Here is an 18,388-nt window from a genome sequence, read left to right on the forward strand (position 1 = left end):
CTCAATACTCCACTGTCGCGACATCGTCGAAGCCGAATGGCGCTCCGGCCTTCACCTGCATCACCACCGCCAGGACCCGTTCGCCGGCCGCCGGCGACAGCCGCAGAGACACCGGCTGCCCCGCCGCCACACTGACGACCCGCTGCCGATCCAGATACACCTGCACCGCGCCGGTCGCGCGGCCGAGCCGCAAGCGGCCGCCGCGCTGCTGGATGCCGGCCCAGGGCGTGAACGCGGTCCGGTACAGCACGTAGCCGTCGCGCTCGGCGCGCATCTCCAGGTTGCCTGGCTGGCAGAAACTCCAACTGTTGTTGTCGTTGGCCGCACGCGGCAGCGCCGGATCCGGCGGCGCGGCGAACGGCAGGGTGCGCCGCCAGCCGCTCACCACCATCGCCGTGGCGGCCGGCGGCAACGACAGCGGCGGCGACGCCGGCTCCAGTGCGATGCTGGCCTGCGCCGCACGCAGGCCGGGCGCGCGCGCCTCGATGCGCAGACTGCGGCGGCCGCTGCCGGCCTCGACGATGGCCTGCGCCAGGCCGTTGAACAGCTGCACCTGCGGCACGTTGTCGGGCGCATGCCGGTTCGGGTCGCCGTTGCCGACGCCGAGCAGGCGCCCGCCTTCGACCTGCAGCGCGATCTGCGCATCGGCGAACGGCACATGGCGGCCCTGCGCGTCCACCGCCTCCAGGGTGATCGGTTGCGCGTCGCGGCCGTCGCCGCGCATGCGCGTGCGATCCGGGCTCAGCCGCAGCGCGACCGGCGCGCCGACCGTCTGCACCCGCTGCCGCGCGACCTCGCGCCCGTCGCGGTACGCCACCGCTTCCAGCACGCCGGGCGCATACACGACCTGCCAGGTGTTCATCGCGATCCGGTCCACCGCCTGCCGCCCTTGCGAGCGGCCGTTGAGCCACAGCTCCACCTGCTGCGCGTTGCAGAACGCCATCACCTTGATCGGGGTGCCCTCGCGGCCCGGCCAGTTCCAGTGCGGCAGCAGCTGCAGCACCGGCGCCTCGTCGATCCACTGCGCCTGGCGCAGCCAGTAGGCACCCTTGGGGAAGCCGCACAGGTCCATGATGCCGAAGAACGAGGACACCGATGGCCATTCGAACGGCGTCGGCTCGCCGCGATAGTCGAAGCCGGTCCAGACGAAGCCGCCGGCCAGGTAGGGCCGCTCGTCGATCAGCTTCCAGGACGCGCGATGGGTGTTGCCCCAGGGCGCGGCCATCGAGTCGTCCTCGGCGATGACGTGCGCGTCCATGTCGGTGAACCAGGCGCCGCGGGTCTGGAAGGCGCTGGTGTCCTCGCTGGACAGCAGCGGCGTGTGCGGCATCGCCGCATGCACCCGGTCGTAGTTGAACTGGCGGTAGTTGAAGCCGACCACGTCCACCGCATGGGACGCATTGCGTTCGGTCAGCATGCCGTCGTTCATCGCCGCGGTCACCGGACGGCTGTCGTCGAGCGTGCGCACCAGCGCCACCGCGCGGCGCACCATTTCGTAGCCGGCGACGGTGCCTTGCATCGGCTCCTCGTTGAACACCGACCACAGGAACACGCAGGCGCGGTTGCGGTCGCGGCGCACCAGCCAGCGTAGTTGCGCCGCGTAGTCGGGCGCCGGATTGAACACGCGGTTCTCGGCCATCACCAGCATGCCCAGGCGATCGCACACGTCGAGCAGTTCGCTCGCCACCGCGTGGTGCAGACGGATCGCGTTGCAGCCCAGCGCCTTGAGCCGGCGGATGCGGAACTCCAACAGGCTGTCCGGCACCGCCACGCCGACCCCGGCATGGTCCTGGTGCAGGCAGGCGCCCTTGATCTTGAGCGGCCGCTCGTTGAGGAAGAAGCCCTGCTGCGCATCGAAGCGCAGCGTGCGGAAGCCGATCGCGCACTCGCGGCGGTCGCGCTCGCGGCCCGCGCTGCGCAGCACCGCCGCGAGCCGGTAGAGATGCGGCGCGACCACGTCCCAACGCTGCGGCTGGTGTACCTGCAACACGACCTGGGCCTGCACCTGCGCCAGCGCGCCGGCCTGCAGCGCGGCGCTGCCCTGCGCCACCACCGCGCCCTGCGCGTCGTACAGCGTCGCCTCCAGCAGCGTCGCATCGACCTGTTCGCCGACATTGGCGACGGTGACCGTCACCGGCAGCGTCCAGCGATCGTCGGCCTCGGCGCGCGGCACCGCGTGCACGCCGTCGCCGACGATGTGCAGCGCGTCGCGCACCGCCAGCCAGGTATGCCGGTAGATCCCGGCGCCTTCGTACCACCACCCGTCCATCGCGTCGGCGTCCACGCGCACCGCGATGGTGTTCAGATCCTGGCCATAGCGGGCGATGGCGGTCATATCGATCGCGATGCCGTCGTAGCCGCTCCAACTGCGCGCCATCAGCAAGCCGTTGACCCACACCGTGGCGCGGCTGGCGATGCCGTCCAGACGCAGTTCCAGCGCCTTGCCGCGCTGCGCCTCGTCCAGGCGCAGGCTGCGCCGGTACCAGGCGATGCCGCGACGACGATAGCCCTGCGCCACGTTGGCGCTGGCCTCGATCGGTTGCTCGATGGCGAAATCGTGCGGCAGCCGCAATTGCCGCCACTGGCTGTCGTCGAAATCGCCGGCGGCCGCGCCCCAGGCCTTGCCGGCCTTGGCGTTGTCGTAGCTGGCGTCCTGCCCGGTGATCGGCGGAAACGGGATGTCGCCCTCGTGGAAATGCCAGCCCTCGTCCAGGCAGAACAGGCCGGGATCGGCCGCCAGGGTCACCGCAGGCACGGCCGCCACCGCGGCCGTGCCCCTGCTGGCGAGCCCGGCAGACGCCGCCGTGCCGGCCCGGCTCCCGCGCGGCAGCGCCAGCAGCAGGCCGGCGCCGGCGCTACCGGCCAGGAAGGTTCTTCGTTGCATGCGCTTGTCCTCATCGGATCGACCGCCCGGCGCCACCGCGGCGCCGGGTCGGGGTCGCGCTAGCCCGCAGGCGCCTGCGCCGCCCTCACAGGATGTCCCACTGCATCGACACGTAGAAGCTGCGGCCGGTGACCCCGGTCATCTGCCAGCGGCTGCTGATGTCCTTGTACGCTTCTTCCTTCTTGTTGGTCAGGTTGAGCACGCCGAGCTGGAAGCTGAGTGTGTCGGTGGCCTGGTAGCCGAGCACCGCATCGACCTGGGTGCGCGCCTTCATGGTGTGGCCTTCGCGGGCGAAGAAGCTGTCGCTGCTGTCCTGCTCGTACTCGCTGCGATGGTTCAGCGACAGGCGCGCGGAGAACATCGCGTTCTCCCAGTAGCCGGTGGCGTTCCAGGTCTTCTCCGACAGGTTGCGGATCTTGAAGTCGGTGTCGCGCTGCGGGATCACCCGGGTGAAGTTGGCGGTCAGGCCGAAGCCCTGGATCGGCAGCCAGGCATCGAAGGATTGGGTCCAGCCCAGTTCGTAGCCCTTGATCTTGACCTTGCTCGGATCGTTGCGGGTGGCGGTGATCTCGTAGATGTTGCCGCTGCCGTCCACGCAGTCGCCGGCGCCATTGGTGGACAGCGCCGTGCCGTTGAACGTGGCCGGACAGACGATGCTGTTGAAGGTGCCGTTCTTGACGTTCTTCCAGAAGCCGGCCAGGGTCAGCCCGCCGCCCTGCCCGTAGTACCACTCCAGGCTGAGGTCGGCCTGGTCGGCGGTCAGCGCCTTCAGGTCGGTCTGGCCCAGCGCCACGTCGTAGGTGGTGGTGCCGCCGGTGTTGCTGCCGGAGGAGATGGTGGTGGCGATGGCGGTGTTGCTGTCCAGGATCGGCCGCACCAGTACCTTGCCGGCGGCGAAGCGCAGCAGCAGGTCCTCGCGCATGTCCAGCACCAGGTTCAGGCTCGGCAGCCAGTTGTGGTAGTCGTACGGCGCGCGCGCGGTGCCGACCACCTCGTTGGCGTCCTCGCTGTACTGCGAGGCGGTGGTCAGGTAGGTGTCGGTGGTGCGCTTGGTGCCCTCGTAGCGCACACCGACGTTGCCGCGCAGGCGCATGCTGCCGACGTCGGTGTCGATCTTGGCCAGCGCGTAGGCGGAGAAGATATCGTTGCGGATATGGTAGCTGGCCTGCGGCGCGAACAGCACCGGCACGGTGATGCCGGAGGCCGCCAGGGCCCTGGCGTAGGCGTACACGTCCGGCGCCACCCAGTCGCTCTGCGAGGCCAGGTCGCCGTCGAGGAAGTTGCTGACGTTGGAGCTGGCCGCCGACAATTCCGGGAACATGCCGTAGCCGGACACCGCGCCGGAGTTGATCAGGTACAGGAAGTCGCGACGCCAGACGTTGCGGTCGAAGGTCTCGCGGCGGAACTTGGTGCCGACCTTGACCGCGTCCAGGAAGCCGTTGCCGACGTAGCGCTCGGCATCGAACTGCAGCGACCATTCCTTGTTGCGCAGCGCATTGATCGCACCGTTGGGGTATTCGTCGCGGACCAGGTTGGCCTTGTTCCAGGCGCTGGCGTCGGTGGCGTCGGCATCGGTGGTCAGCGAGATCGCGCCGGGATTGGACATGTCGAACAGGGTCGCGCTCGGCTTGCGGCCGAGGATCACCGCACGCTCGTCCTCGTCGGTCTTGCCTTCGGTGTAGTTGGCCACGCCGCTGAAGGTCCACGCGTCGCCCTTCCAGCGCGCGTCCCAGGTCAGCAGTTGCGAGCTCAGGTCGTGGCGCTCGAGCTGGCGGTTGTTCTCCAGCCAGTAGTTGGACGCCGACACCTTGGTCGCGGTCAGGCCTTCGGTCTGCAGCACGGTCAGGTAGTTGCGGTCGAAGGAGTAGACCAACTGATTCATGTCGTTGTCGGTCTTGTCCTGCGAATACAGCGCGGTCAGGTTCATCTCCAGGCGGTCGTTGGGTTTCCACTGCAGCCCGGCGGTGAACATCTTGCGGTCGGTCTCGCGCTCGATCGAGCGATAGCGCGGACGGCGCGGGATGTAGAGGGTGCCGTCGCCGGTGTCCTGGGTGTACCAGCGGTCGATCCACAGGTAGTCGGCACGGTCGCGGAGCTTCTGGTAGCCGGCGTTGACGAACACGCCCAGTTCGCCGCCGTCGGCCAGATGGAACTGGTCGATGTAGGTCAGCACGCCCTTGGGCGTCGGCGCGCCACCGGCGAATTCGGCGTACTGCTCCTTCGCCGAGAAGATCAGCTTGCGCTCTTTGTAGTCCAGCGGCTTGGTCGTTTCGATGTTGACCGTGCCGGACAGGCCGCCGGCATCCATGTCCGCCGACGGCGACTTGATCACCTCGATCGCCGCGGCCACCTCCGGCTGGATGATGTCGTAGCGGAAGCCATCGGTGAAATCGGCGCTCTTGATGGTCTGGCCGTTGATCGTGGTGGCCGAGTATTGCGGGCCCAGGCCGCGGATGCTGATGGTCGAGCCGCGCCCGTTGATGGTGGAGATCTGCACGCCGGGAATGCGCTGGATCGCCTCGGCGATGTTTTCGGCCGGGAACTTGCCGATGTCCTCCGACGAGATGCCGTCGGTCATGCGCGCATCCTCGCGCTTGTTGTCCAGCGCGGTGATCAGGCTCTTCTGGTAGGAACTGGTGACGGTCACCGTGTCGAGCTGGGAAATCGAATCGGACGCGGGCGCTTGCTGCGCCTGCACAGCGGCACTGAACAGGCCGAGCGCGATGGCGCTGGCGAGGACGGACAGGGGACAACAATGCGAACGGGAGCGGGCGACATGTGGCATTGGGCTATCCTGGTTGATGGCGATCGGCACGACGACGTCTGACATCCAGGGCGGCGATCGGCAGGCAGCACCCTCCATCGCGCCCGACGCGACGCGCAGGGCGAGGCCGTCCGTGCGGACGGAGTCGATGGAACGTTCTGGCTGTTTCCTGCGCCCTGTGTTGCGGGAGGCGCGTCCCCGTCCCTTCCCCGGAACGGGCGACTGCATGGTGCGGCTTGACGGATCTGACCCGAATTGGCAAGGACCAATTCCAGGCGCTTCGATTCTTATGGTCTTAGAAAGATTGTGTCAACGCCACACCGCACGAAATCGAAGAATGACCCTTGGACTCGCGCGCTTAACCGAATAAACACCTTAAAAATCAATTTCATGCGCGGGGAAAACATTTCTCGCGAGGCGTTGTTCACGCATCGTTGTCACGATACCTATGCCGCACCAATTGTGACAACGAGACCAATTTTGTGCGTTGCCGCATAAGCGCAGTGCATTCTCATTTGCGCAAGGTGATAAGCCGCGCTGAGCGCCCGCACAAGCAATTGATAAACAATGATTTTTATTTCAGCAGCGCATCCTTTCCGGGATCCACTGCCGATATTGAGCGGCAAAACCAGAACCAGACAAATTTTCGTGGCGAGACTTGACATCGTTGTCATGGGCTCGTAAGAATCGGCGCACACGGGGGTGTAGCCGCGCATTGCGGCGCGAAAGCGGGGCCAAGGGAGGCATGTGATCGCAATGATCCGTTCGCACGCGTCGCGTGTCGCACGCGGCACTTCGTGGCATGACCAAGCACAGCCGTTGCCGAGCGCGCATGCCGCGCCCAGTCCACTGCGGCTGTTGCTGCGCCGCACCGCTCTCGCAGCCCATTTCGATCGACCGCGATGGGCGGCCTCGCTGATCGCCGTCTCCGGGGACCGCCCTACCACCCTGCCCGCACCAAGACCGGCCACGCATGCGCGTGCGCCCCGCACCGGCAGCACCCGCCGTCCCGCGCAACACGCGACGGCCTTCGCGTTTCGCAACACCCGGCACTCCAGCCCGCATCCGCAGCACAGGCAGTAAGGCAACAGGCACCCCGGCGCGCGGCGCACCGTCCGCGCAATCGCGTTGATCCATTGAATGATGAGGGAGAGACATCATGCAATATCGCCATTCCGTCTTGTCCGCGGCCATCGCCGCCAGCGTCCTCACCTTCGCCGCGCAGGCGCAGCAGGCCGATTCCGCCGCCACCGATCTGGACGCGGTCCAGGTGGTCGGCATCCGCGCCAGCCTGGAAAAGTCGCTGGACACCAAGCGCAACAACGTCACCGTGTCCGAGGCGATCACCGCCGAGGACATCGGCAAGTTCCCCAGCACCAACGTCGCCGAGGCGTTCGCGCAGATTCCCGGCGTCACCATCGACCGCCGCTTCGGCCAGGGCGAGCGGGTCAGCATCGACGGCACCGATCCCAGCCTCAACCTGTCGTTTCTGGACGGCCACCCGGTGGCGCAGGCGATCTGGCTGTATGGCGAGCAGCCCAACCGCGGCTTCGACTACACCCTGCTGTCGCCGCAGATCCTGGGCCGCGCGGAGATCGTCAAATCCTCCGAAGCGCGGCTGACCGAGGGCAGCCTCGGCGGCACCGTGCTGATGCACACCCGCCAGCCGCTGGACCTGAAGGCCAACGAGATCGCCGGCTCGGTCGGCTACAGCTACAGCCAACAGGCCAGCGAGGGCAAGCCGAACGCGTCGCTGCTGTACAGCTGGAAGAATCCGCAGGAGACCTTCGGCATCGCGGTGTCCGCGCAGCACTACGAGGAACGCGTGGACCGCCAGGGCCTGGAGGTGTTCGGCTACGCCAAGGCCGGCACCTTCGCCAACGCCAGCGGCGTGCCTGCCGATGCGGACGTGCCCAACTCGATCAACGCCGCCTGGTTCCAGCAGGACCGCAAGCGCGACAGCGCGGTGCTCAACCTGCAGCTCAAGCCCAGCGATGCGCTGGAGTTCAACCTCAGCGGCCTGTACATCAAGGAAGACTTCGACAACTACAACCAGTCGATGTACAGCTTCCTGACATGGAATCCGGGCACCGTCGCCGCGGTCGACGCGCTGGGCGACGTGCGCAACGGCGTGGTCCGCAGCGGCCATTCCAGCGCCAACGCCAACGCGGGCGGCGGCACGGTGATCTACGACAACAACGTGCGCCAGTCGCAGGTGACCACCAAGGGCCTGGATTTGCGTGGCGCCTATCGCGGCGAACGCTGGACCCTGCGCGGCCAGCTCGGCCAGAGCAAGTCCGACAACGACGACCTGGCGCAATACTTCATCGAACCGTTCTACAACGGCGGCTTCCGCTGGGATCTGGACCGCGGCATCCGCTTCGACGATCCCACCGCCGCGCGCAACCCGGCCAACTGGGGCTCGGCCGGCGGCTGGATCGGCAACAACGGCGTGTTCTCCACCCAGAGCAAGGACCGCTATGGCCAGCTCGACCTGGAGCTGCAGTTCGACGGCGTGTTCAACCAGTTGCTGGTCGGCGTGCGCCAGGGCAAGCACGACGAGGACTTCGCGCTCAACGTCTACGGCGGCGTCACCCCCGGCACGCTGGCCGACATCGGCACCATCGGCCTGACCGACATCCGCGGGTTCTATCCCGACCACGGCCAGCACGTGCAGGCCGGGCGCGGCAACGTGATCGACTGGATCCGCAACAGCCCGGTCGACTACGCCAACCCGGATCCGTCCAGCTACCTCAACAACACCTGGGCGCTGCAGCAGACCAACAACGCCGCCTACGTGCAGCTGAACTTCTCCAATGCCGGCCTGCGCGGCAACCTCGGCCTGCGCTACGTGGATTCCAAGACCGAAGGCAGTGGCTTCGTCTACAGCGGCACGCCGACGCTGCAGGACCTGGACAGCAAGTGGCAGACCCGCACCAAGACCGAGCACTTCCTGCTGCCGTCGCTGAACCTGGCCTACGACACCGACAACGACTGGGTGTTCCGCTTCGGCGCCGGCAAGGTGATCGCCTGGGCGCCGTACAACCAGATGGTCAACAACACCTTCCTCAACGACACCACGCTCACCGGCAGCGGCGGCAACGCCGAGCTGTCGCCGTACGAATCGTGGAACTTCAACCTCTCGGCCGAGTACTACTTCGCGCCGCAGGCAGTGGTGGCGTGGTCGGTCTTCTACAAGAAGATCGACAACTACATCGACACCTCGGCCACCATCGAGCGCCAGTACAACGCGATCCGCGACACCTCGCCGCAGACCTGGGCGCAGATGCTCGGCAGCAACGGCTGCACTGCCGACGGCTACTGCGACTACAGCATCCAGCGCCCGCGCAACGCCGGCACCGGCAAGGTCAAGGGCTTCACCCTCGCCTACCAGCAGCCGTTCGGCGACAGCGGCTTCGGCCTGTCGGCCAACTACACCTACGCCAGCGGCGAGAACAACAGCGGCAACCCGCTGCCCTACCAGTCGCGCAACAGCATCGCCTTCAGCCCGTACTACGAGAAGGGGCCGTGGAACGCGCGGATCAGCCTGAACTGGCGCGACAGCTACCTGGCCGGCGGCTACGTCGCCGGCGCCGCGCCGGCCAGCGTCGACGACTACACCGACCTGGGCGCGAGCGTGGGCTACGCCATCAATGCGCAGTGGTCGCTGCAACTGGACGCGCAGAACCTGCTGGACGAGGAGTACCTGCAGTACCTGGGCGACAAGGACCACCCGGCTGGGCGCTACCACAACGGCCGCCGCTACATGGCGACGTTGCACTTCAAGTTCTGAGCACGCGCCTGCGCCTGCGCTGCGGCGTCACCTCCGCGGCGCAGGCACGCGCGCAAGTGGAAGCAGCGCCGGCGCGCAACCGCCGGCGCATGAACGAGCGCCAGTCAACGCGGGAACTGCACGTGCCCGTCGGCGAAGTACACGCCCTTGTCGCCCTGGCTGGGCAGCGCGCCGAGGGTGTCGGTGACCACCTGGCCGCGAATATCGGTCAGGCGGATCTCCAGCAGTTGCGCGCCCATCTGCTCGCCGACGAAGTGGTTGTACGCGGTCTTGGGCAGGCTGACCCAGTCGCCGTTCTTCTTGTATTCGAACTTCACCACCGGATAGCGGTGGTTGCGCACCTGGATCGCCGCCCAGTACTGCGAGCTGCCCTCCTTGATCCGGTACACCACGTTGCCGGTGACCGGCGCGGCCACCACCTGCCAGCGGATCGGGATGCGCCCGGCGCTGGTGTCGCCGATCGCGGCGAAGGCATTGGGCGACAGGTCCAGCCCGCAGTCGGCACCGTCCGGATACAGGTCGGTCACGTACACGGTGACCGTGCCGCGCGGCCCCTGCACCTGCAGATAGGCGCCGGCCAGCGCCGCCTGGATTCCGCCATAGTTGAGCTGATTGGGGTTCAACGCGGTGATCGTGGCGGTCGGGTCGATGGGATCCAGCAGCAAGGCGCCGCCGGAATAGCCGGAGCTGGTGTAGGTGGCGGTGCCATTGCAGAGATCGTTCCAGGCGGCGCTTGCGGGCGCGGCGCTGATCGCCAGGCACAGCGCGGCGCACAGGCCGGCGCCGCGCGCGGCACGGGTGGACTGTCGTGCTTGCATGCGTGTTCTCCTGCACAGGCGCGCGGAGCCGCCGCGCGGCGACCGGGCGGGGTACCCGGCGCCGGCACTCTAGGACGCGGCGCACCTGCCGCGCCTTGCGCGCGGCCGGGAAATCCGGCGTTTGGCCGATGGCGTAGACCGCGCCGCCGCCGCGCTCAACGACGGTGCAGGCTGCCGCGCTCCAGCCGCCACAGCAGATCGCGCCACGGCGTGGCCGCGGTGGCCATGCCGGCCGCCACGCCCAAGGCGTCGGCCAGGGCATCCAGCGGATCGGCCGAGCGCGTGGTGGTCCAGGCGCCCTGCGCGAATTCGATACCCACGCCCAGCGCCAGCAGGCCCAGCGCGGCCCAGGTCCAGGCGCGCGGCCCGGCATAGACCTGCACGGCCGCGGCGGCCAGCAGCAGGTAGGCGATGAAGTGCTCGGCCTTGTCGCTGTCGGGCAGGTCCGACAATTGCGGCGGATGCGGCATCATGCACACGTAGATCAGCACCACGATGCCCAGCCACCACAGCCCCAGCCACAGCCAGGGCCAGCGGAAGTCGCGCACTGCCGCCATCACAGCCGCCAGGTCAGGTCGCCGGACAGGAACGCCGGCGCCAGCGACACGTCGCGCTCGAAGCCCATCACCTGGAAACGCTCGCCCATCTCGCTGGGCAGGGTCAGTCGCTTCACCTGCTGGCGCAGGCGCAGCCGCGCGGCCTCGTCGCTGCGTGCCTCGGCCTCGGCCAGCAGCGCGTCCAGGCCGTTGCCGAGCAGGAAGCTGGCCTGATTGCAGTAGCCGGCCAGGTCGAAGCCGGCCCCGGTGCCGGCCTCGGCCAGCGCGGTGAAGTCCACCGAGGCGGTCAGGTCCTGCAGGCCCGGCCAGCGGTACGGATCGGCATGCGTGCGGTGCCGGTAGAACGCGCGCAAGGTGCCATCGTCGCGCTCGGGCAGATAGAACTCGCGGCGCGGATAACCGTAGTCCACGAACAGCATGGCGCCGCTGCGCAGGCCGCCGGCCACCGCCTGGATCCAGTACGGCAACTGCGGCAGCAGTTCGGAGCGGTAGCCGTCGGCGAACGGCGTCTGCAGATAACGCTCGAGGTGGCGCACCGCCGCCGCTAGCAGCGGATCGGCCGGCTGTTCGCCGCGGCGAAAGCGGCCCTCGCCGTCCAGCATCACCGTCTCCTCGAACACCTCGCCGTCGCGCAGCGCGAAGCGCGGCGTCGGCAACGCGTCGATCACCTCGTTGGCGAACAGCACGCCGTTCCAGTCGTCGTCGAACGGCCGGTCCAGCCATTCCACCAGGTCGAACACCGGCGGGATCAGCGTGCGCGCCAGGCGCTCGCGCTGGCGTTCGCGCAAATCGGCGCTGGGCTCCAGGATCGCATAGCGCTCGGGCAGCGCATCCAGCGCCAGCAGGCGCTTGAGCATGACCTCGGCGAACGCGCCGCTGCCGCCGCCCACTTCCAGCATGCGCGCCTGCGGCCCGAGTTGCTGCAGCACCGGCGCCAACGCATTGGACACGGTGGCGGCAAACAAGGGCCCCAGCTCCGGCGCCGTGACGAAATCGCCCTCTTCGCCGAACTTGCTGCTGCCGGCGCTGTAGTAGCCCAGGCCGGGCGCGTACAGCGCCAGCTCCATGAAGCGCGAGAACGGAATGGCCCCGCCAGCGGCGGCGATCTCGGCGCGCATATGCGCGGCCAGGCGATCGCTGTGGGCCAGCGCGGTGGCATCGGGCAAAGGAAGGTCGGTGGGCATGCGCTGCGCGATTGCGTGGACAATGCACAGCATAGCCGAGCATGGAACCCGTACATGACCCAGACCAAAGTCGCCCTGATCACCGGCAGCGCGCGGCGCATCGGCGCCGGCATCGCCCGGCGCCTGCACGCAACCGGCTATGACGTCGCCTTGCATGCGCACACCTCGCAGGCCGAACTGCAGGCGCTGGCACAGGAACTGGAATCCCTGCGCGCCGGCAGCACATTGACCCTGCAGGCCGACCTGCGCGACATCGCACAGCTACCCGACCTGGTGACGCAGTGCGTGGACCGCTTCGGCCGGCTCGACGCGCTGGTCAACAATGCCTCCAACTTCTATCCCACGCCGCTGCACGAGGCCACACCGGCGCAATGGGACGACCTGTTCGCGGTCAACGCACGCGCGCCGCTGTTCCTGGCGCAGGCCGCCGCCGCGCAGCTGCGTCAGCACGGCGGCGCGATCGTCAACATGACCGACATACACGCGGAAACGCCGCTGCGCGCGCATCCGCTGTACAGCGCGGCCAAGGCCGCCCTGGCGATGCTGACCCGCTCGCTGGCGCTGGAACTGGCGCCGCAGGTGCGCGTCAACGCCATCGCCCCCGGCGCGATCCTGTGGCCCGACGCCGGCAAGGACGCCGCCGCACAACAAGCGCTGCTGGCACGCACCCCGCTGGCGCGCACCGGCCAGGTCGAGGAAATCGCCGACACGGTGCGCTGGCTGCTCGACGACGCCAGCTTCGTCACCGGGCAGACCGTGCGGGTGGATGGCGGGCGTGGGTTGATGTGAGGCCGGGATTGGGGATTCGGGATTGGGGATTCGCTGTGAAGCAGGGATTCGGGATGCAGGGATTGGGGATTCGCTTCAGGCAGCAGCAACAGCGAGACCTCATCGGGTAAGCGCAACGACGTTCAAGCGGACGCTATCGGACCGCTGGAATCCGCTTTTGCGAATCCCGAATCCCCAATCCCTAATCCCGGCTACTCATCCAACTCGACCACCTCGAACGCCTTCCCATGCTCCGCATGCGCCTGCCATAGCGCGCCCAGGGTCTGGCCGCTGACCGGATCGACGAAATCGGCAGCGATGTCGGCCAGCGGCTTGAGCACGAAGGCGTGGCGCAGCTCGGGCCGCGGGATGCGCAGGTGGCCGGGGCCTTCGACGATGCGGTCGCCGTAGAACACCACGTCGATGTCCAGGGTGCGGTCGCTGAAGCGCGGGCCGCTGCGGTCGCGGCCATGCGCGTCCTCCAGCGCATGCAGCCAGTCGTCCAGCGGCGCCAGCTCCCAGTCGGTCTGCAGCGCCACCGCGTTGTTCAGGAACGCCGGCCCGTCGAAGCCGACCGCCGCGGTGCGATAGGTCGGCGACACCGCGATCGCGCCGAACTGCCGGCGCAGCGCCGCGATCGCCGCGGCCAGGTGGTGATGCGGGCGCAGATTGCTGCCCAGGCTCAGAAGCACGGTGGTCATGCACTATTCGCGCATGCCGCGGCGCCGAGCGTCAACGGCTAGCCAGCCCGCGCCAGCCCGCATAGAATCCAGATGCACCCGGTTTCGGCATCGCCATGACATATTGCGTCGGCATCGAAGTGGACGAAGGCCTGGTCTTCGCCGCTGACACCCGCACCAACGCCTCGCTGGACGACGTCCGCGTGCACCGCAAGCTGCACGTGTTCGAGTATCCGGGCCAGGCGGTGTTCGCACTGATGTCGGCCGGCAACCTGGCGACCACCCAGCTGACCATTTCACGCCTGCAGCGCGACGCCGAGGATCCGGAGGCGCCGCGCAGCCTGCGCAGCTTCCGCCACCTGTTCGAGGTGGCCGAGTACGTCGGCGAGGTGCTGGCCTCCAGCCAGATCAAGCTCTCCGAGCAATCCCAGCAAAGCGGCGTCAACGTGCAGTCGACGCTGATCCTGGGCGGGCAGATCGCCGGCGAACGGCCCGGGCTGTACATGATCTACCCGCTCGGCAACGCCATCGCCACCTCGCCGGAGACGCCCTACCTGCAGATCGGCGAATCCAAGTACGGCAAGCCGATCCTGGACCGCATCATCCGTTCGGAGATGCAACTGGAAGATGCCGCGCGCACCGCCCTGGTGTCGCTGGACTCGACCATCCGCTCCAACCTGTCGGTGGGCATGCCGATCGACCTGGCGCTGATCCGCCGCAACGACCTGCGCGTGACCGAGCGCATGCGCCTGGAAGCCGACACCCCGCTGTACGCCGAGATCCACGACACCTGGTCGCGCAAGCTGGAGAACGCCGTGCGCACCCTGCCGCGCTTCCCCTGGGAACCGGCCCTGGCCGCCGGCCACGACACCGAAGCCCGCGACGCCCTGCCGCCCCTGCCTCCCCGCCGCTCCCCCGCCCGCCGCGACCCGGAAGACCAGTCGGCGCAGCAGTGAGAAGCTGGGATTGGGGAATCGGGATTCGGGATTCGCAAAAGCGGGTTTCTGGGAACTGACACCGCGCGCTTAGAGCATCGCTGCGCTTCGCGCGCGAAGCGGAGACGGCCGTTGCTGTTGCCTCCAACGAATCCCTAATCCCGACTCCCGAATCCCCGCTTCACAACGAATCCCCAATCCCCAATCCCTAATCCCGGCCCCTGACTCAGCCACTTTCGAGGGCATGCGCCACAGCCCGGAACACGCGCTGCATTTCCAGCGGCTTGCGCAGGACGTGCACGGCGATGTCGGCGGGGAAGTGGTCGCGCTCCAGGGTGGTGCCGATGTCCTCGAGGACGATCGCCGGCCCCTGGTAGCCCAAGTCCTGCAGCGCCAGCAGCAGGTGCACCGCCGAGAGCAGGATGATGTCGCTGTCGACGATCACCAGCTCCGGCAGGCCGTGCTCCTCGACGTCGCGCAACGCCGCGGCGCCGTCCGAGGCCAGTTGCGGGCGATAGCCCTGGCTGGACAGCGCATTGCCGAGCAGCGACAGGCGCGTGGCCTCGCCGTCGACCAGCAGCACGCGCTGGCCCTTGCCCATCGGCAACGACAGCTCGGGCTCGGTCGATGGCGCCGGCGTGCGCAGCGGAATCAGCATTTCGAAACAGGTGCCCTGGCCCGGCGTGCTGTCCACGCCGATCCGGCCGCCGTAGCTTTCGACGATGCGCTTGCACGAGATCAGGCCCAGGCCGGTACCGTCCGGCTTGGTGGTGAAGAAGGGGCTGAACAGCCGCGCCTGGGTCGCCGCGTCCATGCCCATGCCGCTGTCGCGGACCAGGATGCGCACCTGCTCGCTGCCGTCGGCGCCGATCGCCGGCGCCGCCGAGAAGCTCAGCTGGCCGCCATCGGGCATGGCCTGGATCGCGTTGAGGCCGAGGTTGAGCAGGCACTGCTGCAGTTCGGTGTAGTTGGCTTCGATCGACAGCGCCGGATCGGCCACGTCCGCCTGCAGCGTCACCCGCTCCGGGAGGCTGCTCTTGAGCAGCATCTGCACCGCCTGGAACAGTTCGGCGATGCGCACCCGCTCGCTCGGCGTGCGCGAGCCGCGCACGAACGAGAGCATCGACTCGGCCATTTCGTGGCCGCGCCGGCCGCACTCGGCGATGACGTCGGCCAGGTGCCGCAGTTGCGGATCGTCGCTGCGACCGACGATCAGTTCCGGCACGATCAGCAGCGGCTGCAGGATGTTGCGCAGGTCGTGGCTGAGGCCGGCGGCGAGCAGGGCCAGGCTCTCCAGCCGCTGCGCGCGCATCAGTTCGCGCTCCACCCGCTGCCGCTCGCGTTCGGTGCGGGCCTCGCGGATCGCCCGCGCCACCGCCGACGGCAGGCGGGTCGGGTTGTGCTTGATGATGTAGTCGTTGGCGCCGTCGCGCAGCGCCTCCACCGCGGTCTCCTCGCCGATGGTGCCGGAGACGAAGATGAAGGGCACCGCGTTGCCGTCCTCGCGCACCACCCGCAACGCCTCGTGCCCGGAGAACCCGGGCATGCTCAGGTCCGACAGCACGATGTCCGGGGCGAACTCGCCCAGCGCCTCGCGCAGGGTCGGCTCGCTTTCCACGCGGCGGAAGGTCGCCTCCAGGCCGGCGTCCAGCAACTGGTCGGACAGCAGCTCGGCATCCTCCGGCGAATCCTCGACCATGAGGATCCGGATCGGGCCAAGCCTGGGGCCGGTGGTGGGCATGCGCGCTTACTCTTTGTCCGGCGCCTGGTTGATCAGCGCCCAGAAGGTGCCCAGGGTCTTCACCGCGGTGAAGAACTGGTCCACGTCCACCGGCTTGACCACATACGCGTTCACGCCCAGGTCCCAGCTGCGGGCCAGGTCGCTTTCCTCGCGCGAGGACGACAGGATCACCACCGGCAGGCGCTTGAGCGATTCCTCGCTGCGCACCAGCTTGAGCACTTCCAGGCCGTCCATGCGCGGCATCTTGATGTCCAGCAGCAGCACCGCCGGCAGGCCTTCCTCGCGGTCGGCATAGGCGCCGCGGCGCAGCAGGTAGTCCATCGCCTCCACGCCGTCCTCGACGTGCACGATGGGATTGGCCAGACGCGCGTCGCGCAACGCATCCACCGCCATTTCGGCATCGGCGGGGCTGTCTTCGGCAAGCAGGATGGTGCGGATGGCGGTCATGCAATGAACTCGGTAGAGGACGCTTCGGGCGCCGGGGGCAAGACGAAATGGAAGGTGGCGCCCTGGTCGGGGGCGGACTCGGCCCAGATGTGGCCGCCATGGCGGGCCAGCACGCGGCGCACGCTGGCCAGGCCGATGCCGGTACCGGAATACTCGCTGGCCTTGTGCAGGCGCTGGAATACGCCGAACAGCTTGGCCGCGTAGGTCATGTCGAAGCCTGCGCCATTGTCGCGCACGCTGAAGTGATGGCTGCCGTCCGGCTGCACCTGGTAGCCGACCTCGATCTGCGCGACCTCGCGCTTGGCGCTGTACTTGACCGCATTGCCGAGCAGGTTCAGCCACAGCTGGCGCATCATGTTTTCGTCGGCGACCAGGATCGGCAACGGCGCGATGCTCCATTCGATGCGATGCCCGCTGTCGCCATGGTCGGACTGGTAGTTGGCGTCGAGCACCGAACGCGTCTCCGCCACCAGCGACTGCATGTCCACCGCCTGCAGGCGCAGCGCACTGCGACCCAGGCGCGAGTACACCAGCAGGTCGTCGATCAGCGAGGCCATGCGCCGCGCCGAGGTGCCGATCACCTCCAGGTAGTGCCGGCTCTTCTCGTCGGCACCATCGCCCAGGTGCCGCACCAGCTTGTCGGCGAAGCCGGCCACGTGGCGCAGCGGCGCGCGCAGATCGTGCGAGACCGAGTAGCTGAACGCCTCCAGTTCGCGGTTGACCTCCGACACCTGCTCGACCTTGCCCTCCAGTTGCCGGTTCAGCTCCTGGATGCGCTGCTGGGCGCTCTTTTGCAGGGTGATGTCGCTGACCGTCATCAAGACCACTTCATCCTCGCTGTCCGGCAGCGGCATGCGCCGCGCATTCAGCAGCATGGTCCTTGGTACGCCGTCCGCGCCAAGTTGTTCGTGCTCGAAATCCCACAATTCGCGTCCGCGCAGCAGCACGTCGGCCAGGCGCTGGGCGATGATCGGATCCTGCCAGACGCCGTCGCCGACATCGGTCAGCATCCTCGGCGGATCGGCCAGGTCCATGCCGTACAGTTCGGCGAAGGCGGTGTTGTGCATCAGCATGCGCTGCCCGTTGTCGAGCAGCACGATCGGCTCGCGCACGGTCTGCAGCACCGCCGCGGCGCGACCGTTGGCGCGCAACATGTCGCGCTCGGCGTCCAGGCGCCGGCCGATCTGCCGTTGCAGCAGCCAGATCACCAGGCCCAGCAGCAGCAACTGCACCACGAGCGAGGTCCAACTGACAGCGGAGGCCAGCATGCGTCGCTCATCGGCGTCGGCGGTGCGCTCGACCAGCAGGTCGTCCTCGCGCCGTTGCAGTTCGTTGATCAGGCCACGCACCGGGTTGTCGGCGGTCATGTCCTGGATCAGGGCGCGGATCCGCTCCGGATCGCGGGTCTGCGCGATCCGCTCGGCGATCAGGCCGCGCCGTTCCAGCGTGCTCTGCAGACGACCGACGCGGATCTGCTGGTCCGGATTGTCGCGGGTCAGCTCGGCCAGGTGCGCAAGCGTCGGCTGCAGCGACTTGCGCGACTGCTGCATGCGCGCGGTCAGGATCGGCGACTGCACGCCATGCGACATCGCCATCGCCGCCGATTCCATGTCGCGCAGGTCCGCCTCCATCCCGTTCAGGGTGGCGGTCACTTCCTGGCTGTGCGCCACCCAGTCGGCCGCGCGCAGGGTGCTGGCATTCATCTGCCGCAGCAGCAGCGAGGGCAGGATGACGATCAGGACGACGGCCAAGGCCAGCAGCGGCAGGCGCCAGCGGTCCCAAGCATCGTGTTTGGCGATGGTCTGCATAGCGGATGC

12 protein-coding genes and 1 pseudogene are annotated in these 18,388 nt (G+C 68.1%); 3 read left to right on the plus strand and 10 right to left on the minus strand.

Going from position 1 to position 18,388, the window contains the following annotated elements:
- Position 1 precedes the first annotated feature (1 nt).
- The 3 genes from galA to AC1PLR_RS16700 form a co-directional block, all read right to left on the minus strand.
- Positions 2-2,884 carry a beta-galactosidase GalA gene (gene galA, locus AC1PLR_RS16690; RefSeq protein ID WP_481101704.1) on the minus strand — a complete coding sequence of 961 codons (2,883 nt, stop codon included), beginning with the start codon at positions 2,882-2,884 and terminating at the stop codon, positions 2-4.
- A gap of 85 nt (positions 2,885-2,969) precedes the next feature.
- Positions 2,970-5,669 (minus strand): TonB-dependent receptor, encoded by a 2,700-nt coding sequence (locus AC1PLR_RS16695; protein WP_481101705.1) that lies wholly within the window; start codon positions 5,667-5,669, stop codon positions 2,970-2,972.
- Positions 5,670-6,094: 425 nt separating this feature from the next.
- Positions 6,095-6,364: a hypothetical protein gene (locus AC1PLR_RS16700; protein ID WP_481101706.1), complete on the minus strand. Its 270-nt coding sequence runs from the start codon at positions 6,362-6,364 to the stop codon at positions 6,095-6,097.
- Between the two features lie 443 nt (positions 6,365-6,807).
- On the opposite strand from AC1PLR_RS16700, the gene AC1PLR_RS16705 reads away from it, so the two are divergent.
- On the plus strand, positions 6,808-9,441 hold the full coding sequence (locus tag AC1PLR_RS16705) for a TonB-dependent receptor (RefSeq protein ID WP_481101707.1): 2,634 nt from the start codon (positions 6,808-6,810) through the stop codon (positions 9,439-9,441).
- A 104-nt stretch (positions 9,442-9,545) separates the two neighbouring features.
- On the opposite strand, the pseudogene AC1PLR_RS16710 reads toward AC1PLR_RS16705, so the two are convergent.
- From AC1PLR_RS16710 to AC1PLR_RS16720, 3 genes and pseudogenes are all read right to left on the minus strand, one after another.
- Positions 9,546-10,148 (minus strand): annotated as a pseudogene (locus AC1PLR_RS16710) (expansin EXLX1 family cellulose-binding protein); the annotation flags it as partial.
- 266 nt (positions 10,149-10,414) lie between these two features.
- The gene (locus AC1PLR_RS16715; protein ID WP_481098890.1) at positions 10,415-10,816 is read right to left on the minus strand and encodes a VanZ family protein; all 402 of its coding nucleotides are present in this window, start codon (positions 10,814-10,816) and stop codon (positions 10,415-10,417) included.
- Positions 10,816-12,000, minus strand: a complete 1,185-nt coding sequence (locus AC1PLR_RS16720; RefSeq protein WP_010343142.1) for a class I SAM-dependent methyltransferase — start codon at positions 11,998-12,000, stop codon at positions 10,816-10,818. Before AC1PLR_RS16720 ends, AC1PLR_RS16715 begins: the two co-directional genes overlap by 1 nt.
- 54 nt (positions 12,001-12,054) lie before the next feature.
- On the opposite strand from AC1PLR_RS16720, the gene AC1PLR_RS16725 reads away from it, so the two are divergent.
- On the plus strand, positions 12,055-12,789 hold the full coding sequence (locus AC1PLR_RS16725) for a pteridine reductase (RefSeq protein WP_481101708.1): 735 nt from the start codon (positions 12,055-12,057) through the stop codon (positions 12,787-12,789).
- A 191-nt stretch (positions 12,790-12,980) separates the two neighbouring features.
- Here the strand turns inward: AC1PLR_RS16725 and folK are convergent, their stop codons facing one another.
- A complete protein-coding gene (gene folK, locus AC1PLR_RS16730) occupies positions 12,981-13,469 on the minus strand; it encodes a 2-amino-4-hydroxy-6-hydroxymethyldihydropteridine diphosphokinase (protein ID WP_481101709.1) in 489 nt (162 codons plus the stop codon).
- A 95-nt stretch (positions 13,470-13,564) separates the two neighbouring features.
- Between folK and AC1PLR_RS16735 the strand changes: the two genes are divergently transcribed.
- Positions 13,565-14,404 (plus strand): proteasome-type protease, encoded by an 840-nt coding sequence (locus AC1PLR_RS16735; RefSeq protein ID WP_481101710.1) that lies wholly within the window; start codon positions 13,565-13,567, stop codon positions 14,402-14,404.
- A 205-nt stretch (positions 14,405-14,609) separates the two neighbouring features.
- Here the strand turns inward: AC1PLR_RS16735 and AC1PLR_RS16740 are convergent, their stop codons facing one another.
- The 3 genes from AC1PLR_RS16740 to AC1PLR_RS16750 are packed head-to-tail and all read right to left on the minus strand — an operon-like array spanning position 14,610 to position 18,379.
- On the minus strand, positions 14,610-16,124 hold the full coding sequence (locus AC1PLR_RS16740; protein ID WP_481101711.1) for an ATP-binding response regulator: 1,515 nt from the start codon (positions 16,122-16,124) through the stop codon (positions 14,610-14,612).
- 6 nt (positions 16,125-16,130) lie between these two features.
- A complete protein-coding gene (locus AC1PLR_RS16745) occupies positions 16,131-16,571 on the minus strand; it encodes a response regulator (RefSeq protein WP_010343137.1) in 441 nt (146 codons plus the stop codon).
- Positions 16,568-18,379 carry a sensor histidine kinase gene (locus AC1PLR_RS16750; RefSeq protein WP_481101712.1) on the minus strand — a complete coding sequence of 604 codons (1,812 nt, stop codon included), beginning with the start codon at positions 18,377-18,379 and terminating at the stop codon, positions 16,568-16,570. The genes AC1PLR_RS16745 and AC1PLR_RS16750 overlap by 4 nt, the downstream gene beginning before the upstream one ends.
- Between the last annotated feature and the right edge of the window lie 9 nt (positions 18,380-18,388).

This window comes from Xanthomonas sp. NCPPB 3570 (assembly GCF_056725115.1).